The following is a 5,829-nucleotide window of genomic DNA, read 5'->3' on the forward strand; positions in this document are numbered from 1 at the left end:
TCAGGGAGATCATGACCGCCTCGGCCAGGAACTGTAGTCTTACCTGGCTCTTTCCGGCGCCAATAGCTTTGCGAAGACCAATTTCCTTTACGCGGCGCATCGCACGTGCTATCGACAAATTGGTATAGTTAAAACACGCAGACAGTATCACGATAAATGCCAGTCCGCCGAGTATCCAAAGCATCCCCGGAGACATATGAGGGGCCACGTTTCCGGGGCCGCCCTCGGATTGATGGAGACTTTCTCCCACTACGATGTTATATAAGGGAAGTAGTTCGAGTTGGATCTTCGTATGCTCGTCGGCGAGGTTTTCTGTTTTGGCGAGTGCATGGAGCTGCGACTGGATAGCAGCCATGCTGGCATTTTTTGAGGGCAGGATGTACACGGAGTTGGACCACATGTTTGTCCATGCAGCAAAATCTTTATCGCCTTTATTGGTTTGTTCGGCGGTAGACAATGATACCAGTGCTTCGAAATTGATGTGCGAGAAAAAAGGAATGTCCTTCATGATACCGGTTACCTGGTAAACGAGTGTATCGATTTTGATTGCCTGGCCAAGCGCCACCTGGTTGCCAAACAGCTTCTTTGCTGCTGTTTCCGTGAGCACAACTGAATAAGGATCTTTCAGCGCGGTTTCAGGGTTACCTTCTATCATTGGAAATGAAAAGATCCTGAAGAGTGAAGGCTCCGCCCAGAAGCCTTTGACGGGGAGCGTATGGTCGCCCACCTTCGCATCACCCGAAAAATTGTTGCGCATAATAGTTACTTCTTCAATGCCGGTCACCTTCTCGCGGATGAGTCTTCCGGTTTTTATAGAAGTAGATGCATACTTGCCGCTTTCTTCGCTGTTAGCGCTGAATATGTTGGTGATGCGATAAATCCGCTCGCCGTTTTTGTGAAACCTGTCGTACGAACGCAGGTCGAACAGGAAGGCGATCAGCAGTAGCCCCACGGACATACTGATAGCAAGACCCAGGATATTGATGAAGGAGAAGAGCTTGTTGCGCAGGATATTGCGCCGGGATGTTTTGATGTAGCTTCCAATCATGATCCGGTTCATAAAAGGGTTGACAAATATTGAAGGTCGTACGGTATAACTTCTGAAAAATTTGAAGGCATCCATGATGTAGATCAGCTTTGCACGGCGTGGGCCGATGGCTTGTACATTCCGTTCGAAGCATTCGTGGAGGTCACCCATAAGGTCTTCTACAAGTCCGGGCTTACAATACCATGCTATCAATCGCTGCGCCCAGGCGGGCGGATCGTGTTGCCGTTGTTCTTTCATGCTACATTTTTTTCCAGGCAAGCGACGGTATCCTGGCCCACAGCTGATCGCGCATCGATTTGGCGTTGATCAGGGATGCCTGTCCGAGCATGGTGAGTTGATAGAACCTTTTGCGTTTACCGCCACGGGCCTTCGTGGCTTCCCCCAGCTCACTTTTCACCAATCCCTTTTCTTCCAGACGATTGAGCACAGAGTGTACCACGCCAAGTTTCACGGAACGCCCGGTATGATTGGAGAGTTCGTCGCATATGGCTACACTATATGCTTCGTTTATCAACGCTGCAATAGTGAGTAGCACCAGTTCTTCGAATTCTCCGAGGTTTGTACCTTTCATTTTTTCTATTAATTACCTAAATGTATGTAAAAAGATGATGTAATACATACAAAAGGTGAATAATTAATTTGAGGCATTGATTTGATATAGCGCAGGAGAGGTGATGGTCGCTATAAAGTGCTATGGATGGGGATTTCGCACGAAAAATCCCACTGAGTTAAATATTATGTTTTATAATTTGTATTTTCATTTTGACAAAAATCGTAAATTTGTCAAATTATATAATTGCACTCATTCTAAAGTATCTATCAATCCTCAAAAAATATGAGTCTTTCGCAAGAGGAATTACTAAGAAGTCAGATTTTACAAACTGCGCAACAGTTGTATCAACGACATGGCATCCGGAAAGTGACGATGGATGACGTGGCAAAAGCAATTGGTAAAACCAGAAGCGCCTTATATTACTACTATAAAAACCGCGATGAACTTTTCGAAGCGGTGATGTTTTCTTTAATAGAAGACGTGAAAAATGAAACGGAAGCTGTAATGAGCCGGGAGAAAGGACTACAGGCTAAAATCTATGCTTTTTGTTTTGCCAAAGTCAAAGGTTTTAAAAAGACTAAAAGTTTTATTGCCGCCATAGAATCCGGATTAGATAAAGAGGAGCTTTCCAAATATGCGGATATGATGTGGAAAGTGCATCAGGGAATGATGCAGGCAGAAACTGATTTGTTGAAGCAGGTGATTGGTCAGTCGGTGGCGATGAAGGAAATTCGTAAGCCAGATGCAGCCTCGCTGGATACGTTAATATTTGTACTACTCAGCAGCATTCGCGGTATACGCCGTGAGTCAGCCATAGAGGGCTATACCAATCTATGGCAAAGTGGAGTGAGCATGTTAACAAGGTTCGCCATGCGGGAACTGGGATTGTAATTTTTTTGCGGGTGATTTGATGCTTTACTTTTTTTGTCAAATTGTTTGCGAGGTTGTTTATTATCAGAAATAGTTTTTAAATGAGTATTGGCAGCGTAAATACGTTCAGGGCTTTTAACAGTAACAATTTCAAATATTATTTTGCAGGTCGTTCTATTTCTCAATTTGGTAGGTGGATGCAGCGCACGGCGGTAGTATGGATGGTTTATTCGCTCACGCATTCTCCATTTATGCTGGGCGTAACGGTATTTGCAGAACAGTTTCCGTCCTTTTTGTTTTCATTTGGCGGTGGGGTAGCAGCTGATCGCTATGATCGCATGAAGATTATCCGTTGGACACAAATCGGTGCAGTTGTACAAACCTCTCTCTTAGCCATATTACTATTGTGTAATCATATTGTGGTATGGGAAATCCTGTGCCTGAGCGTTTTGTTGGGTATTATCAACGCCTTTGATGTGCCGGCCCGGCAAACCATGATCAATGAAGTTGTACAGGATCCGGGCGATGTATCCAGTGCATTATCGTTAAGTGCTGCCATGTCGAGTGTAAGTAAAGTACTGGCGCCTGCTGCAGCCGGAATAGTATTGCAACATTGGAATGCCGGTATTTGCTTTGTGGTGAATGCCATCGGTTTTATCGTTGTGATCATTTGCTTTTCAAAGATGAAGATGAAGCCCTATGAGAAAAGGGTAACGAATAAAAAGGTGTTTACGGTATTTAAAGAAGGTATTCTCTATTTTAAAAAGGCGCCTGAAATAGGACTGGTTATTTTGATGGTGAGCCTGATTGGTTTGTTGGTGCTGCCTTACGACACGCTCATCCCCCAGGTGGCCAAAGTTACCTTTAACGGAAATGCTGCTACTTTTGGTTATATATCCGGATTTGTTGGATTAGGAGCGGTTTCAGGAACGGTACTGCTGGCCTCTCTGAAGCGCGGAGCTAATCTCCGTTTTTATTTGATTTTGAGTACAGCCGTACTGGGTATCGGACTACTATGTTTTGCTTTCACCACCAACTTTTATCTGGCCCTCTTGTTTGTTGTGCTGACGGGCTTCGGTGCTGTTACACAGTTTACAAGTTGCAATATCATCGTGCAATCCGAAGCTGCTCCCGATATGCGGGGAAGGGCGATCAGCATTTTGCTGACCGCCATTTTTGGTATGCTGCCGCTGGGTAGTTTACTCATCGGATTTGCTTCCGAACATATCGGCAGCCAGATGACGCTTTTTATACAGGGAATGCTGGCTATTGTAATCGCCCTGATATTCTATAGACGCTTCTTTCCTGTAAAAAAGGAAAAGGTTCCTTCTTATGCGAAGGAACCGGTAAGTAGCGAAATGTAGTCTGGCGCATTGATCAGAAATTATACATAATGATACTCTGCGTTACGGTTTCATTTAAATAGTCGAGGTAAACAATATTGGGTTTACTGTATTTATTAGATACAATGTAGTCATATAAAACAGCGGGCAGTTCTTTATTGGCTTTTGCGGACAGCGTTTCAATACTGTTCCAGATAACATAGTCTTTTGGTGTTAAGGTCCAGGACAATAAAAAGAAATATTTACCATCGGTGGCGCCATACTTTTTCCATTTATCAAGTTGGTCCTTTTTCATTTTATCATAGTTCTGCTCATCGGCATATTCATCATATACCGTAAGATTTACATCGTTATACACGACGGTTCCGTCATTGTAGCGAAATCTCCCTTTGGCTACGTCACAAAATTCGGCGTCACTGAAAACGATGAGCATTTTACCTCTCAGGTCATTGCTGAGCGGCAGTGTGGCAAGATTCACTGCTTTCCCGTCGGCCGGGGGGGCTGTCTTGTACATGTGATCTGAATAGGTTTCCAGCATCTCACAAATCAACTTCCCGGTATCCTGCTTTTTATGGTCTTTGTAGTTTCTGATATGTGAGAATTTGAGAATGGGAATTTCACGTGGATGCGTACTTAAGAAAGCAACTGTTTCATCCAGGACGTCTTTCAAATACTGTCCGCTGCAGCCGTTCCCATCTGTTCTGTGGTAGGTCACGAGGGCGCTGTGGTCATAGTCCACTCTTATATCGAAATAACGGGACCCGGCCAGCAGTTGTTCGCCAACAGATTTGCTTTGGGTTTTCGTAAATGGCCCGATAATACCACCAGATCCGTCACTGCAATGCTGGAGCTTCGACATGCCGGCGTCGTGGCTGCCCGGCATCATGATTTCTCCCAGCAGTTTGCTATCGGGCAGGCTTCTCATCCAGTTGGCCGTATCCAGGATGGTAATGTTTTTTAGTTCTATAGTATCTGCACCATTGCCCCCTCTTAAAAATATGAATGTTACCGCATCACCGTTAGCATTATGGCCCACACATTTTACTTTGTCTCCGCCTATATACGTACAATTTTGTCCGCCAAACCACCAGTTATTGGCGCCTGCATGTCCCTGGGCCAACATCACATTATTAAATGTAAATCCTTGTTGTCTTCCAGCTAAAATGCCTCCGGAAATGTTCAGGTAGAGGGTACCAGAGAGTGCAAAGTTTAATTTGTCTGCGCTGTGATTGAAAGTAGTCTGAGCAGCGGCTACTTTCAGATTAAACCATTTCGCCGTTTCCGTTGAGCCATGCCGGCCGATACGGAACCGCAGCCGATTGCTTTCAACCGAAACTTTCAGCCCTTTATAAATATGTTTGTCGGGGTCTTCGCCGGAAGAAACAGAGAAATCGTTGACTTCAAAACTTCCGCCAATTAATGTCAGGTTGTCTTTTAAGGAAAAGGTTACATCGTTGTTGTGGTACGTCATGTCAATAGTGTTTAGATAGGATGTGAAAAATGGTTATTCGGATATTACAGGATAAGGTACAAACAGTAATAAACTTACAAAATAATTCGAAATGAGAAATCACTGCGGTAGAAAGAATATGCCTTAAACAATTCCACCATTGGGCTGTTAGGTAAAGAATATGAACCATTTCTTCAAATCAGTAAGAAGGACTTTTATTAACGGCATTGTGCTGTTGGTACCCATTATCGTTTGCCTGTATGTCCTGGTCAGGATCATTCATCTTATCCGGAAATTTTCGGATCCGATTGCGCATCATTTCCCTATTGAACTGGGCGGAGAAGGGAAAGCGTATGCGGTAAGCATACTGATTTTGTTTTTACTGTGCCTGCTGGCCGGTAGTCTGCTGCATACCAAACTGGCCCAGAAGATCAAGCTTTTTCTGGAGGAACGGGTATTGATTTATATACCCGGATATTCTTATCTGCAGGCAATCTCAGGAGATAAGCTGCAAGAGAACCATACCTTTGCCTGGAAGCCGGCTACTATTCTGGTGGATGATAAT

General features: G+C 44.3%; 6 protein-coding genes. 3 read left to right on the forward strand and 3 right to left on the reverse strand.

The genetic code is table 11. From position 1 onward, the window contains the following. A partial coding sequence (locus VIP81_RS03410; protein ID WP_331957072.1) for an ABC transporter permease occupies positions 1–1,285 on the reverse strand: 1,285 nt, incomplete at its 3' end. Position 1,286: 1 nt separating this feature from the next. Then, positions 1,287–1,619 carry a PadR family transcriptional regulator gene (locus tag VIP81_RS03415; RefSeq protein WP_331957073.1) on the reverse strand — a complete coding sequence of 111 codons (333 nt, stop codon included), beginning with the start codon at positions 1,617–1,619 and terminating at the stop codon, positions 1,287–1,289. Between the two features lie 264 nt (positions 1,620–1,883). On the opposite strand from VIP81_RS03415, the gene VIP81_RS03420 reads away from it, so the two are divergent. Together VIP81_RS03420 and VIP81_RS03425 are read left to right on the forward strand one after the other, a co-directional pair. After that, complete coding sequence (locus VIP81_RS03420; protein WP_331957074.1) at positions 1,884–2,492, forward strand: TetR/AcrR family transcriptional regulator; 609 nt, start codon at positions 1,884–1,886, stop codon at positions 2,490–2,492. Between the two features lie 80 nt (positions 2,493–2,572). Next, positions 2,573–3,835 carry an MFS transporter gene (locus VIP81_RS03425; protein WP_331957075.1) on the forward strand — a complete coding sequence of 421 codons (1,263 nt, stop codon included), beginning with the start codon at positions 2,573–2,575 and terminating at the stop codon, positions 3,833–3,835. A gap of 13 nt (positions 3,836–3,848) precedes the next feature. Here the strand turns inward: VIP81_RS03425 and VIP81_RS03430 are convergent, their stop codons facing one another. Then, the gene (locus tag VIP81_RS03430) at positions 3,849–5,285 is read right to left on the reverse strand and encodes a hypothetical protein (protein WP_331957076.1); all 1,437 of its coding nucleotides are present in this window, start codon (positions 5,283–5,285) and stop codon (positions 3,849–3,851) included. 160 nt (positions 5,286–5,445) lie between these two features. Here VIP81_RS03430 and VIP81_RS03435 point away from each other — a divergent pair. Further along, positions 5,446–5,829: hypothetical protein (locus VIP81_RS03435; RefSeq protein WP_331957077.1), on the forward strand; the 384-nt coding region annotated here is incomplete at its 3' end.

This window comes from Chitinophaga sp., from assembly GCF_036566945.1.
Lineage (GTDB): Bacteria > Bacteroidota > Bacteroidia > Chitinophagales > Chitinophagaceae > Chitinophaga.

What these genes read in the sequence shown, in the direction of transcription:
- VIP81_RS03425 (WP_331957075.1), top strand. Translation starts at nt 2,573, where the DNA reads ATGAGTATTGGCAGCGTAAATACGTTCAGGGCTTTTAACAGTAACAAT.
- VIP81_RS03430 (WP_331957076.1), bottom strand. Translation starts at nt 5,285, where the DNA reads ATGACGTACCACAACAACGATGTAACCTTTTCCTTAAAAGACAACCTG.
- VIP81_RS03415 (WP_331957073.1), bottom strand. Translation starts at nt 1,619, where the DNA reads ATGAAAGGTACAAACCTCGGAGAATTCGAAGAACTGGTGCTACTCACT.
- VIP81_RS03420 (WP_331957074.1), top strand. Translation starts at nt 1,884, where the DNA reads ATGAGTCTTTCGCAAGAGGAATTACTAAGAAGTCAGATTTTACAAACT.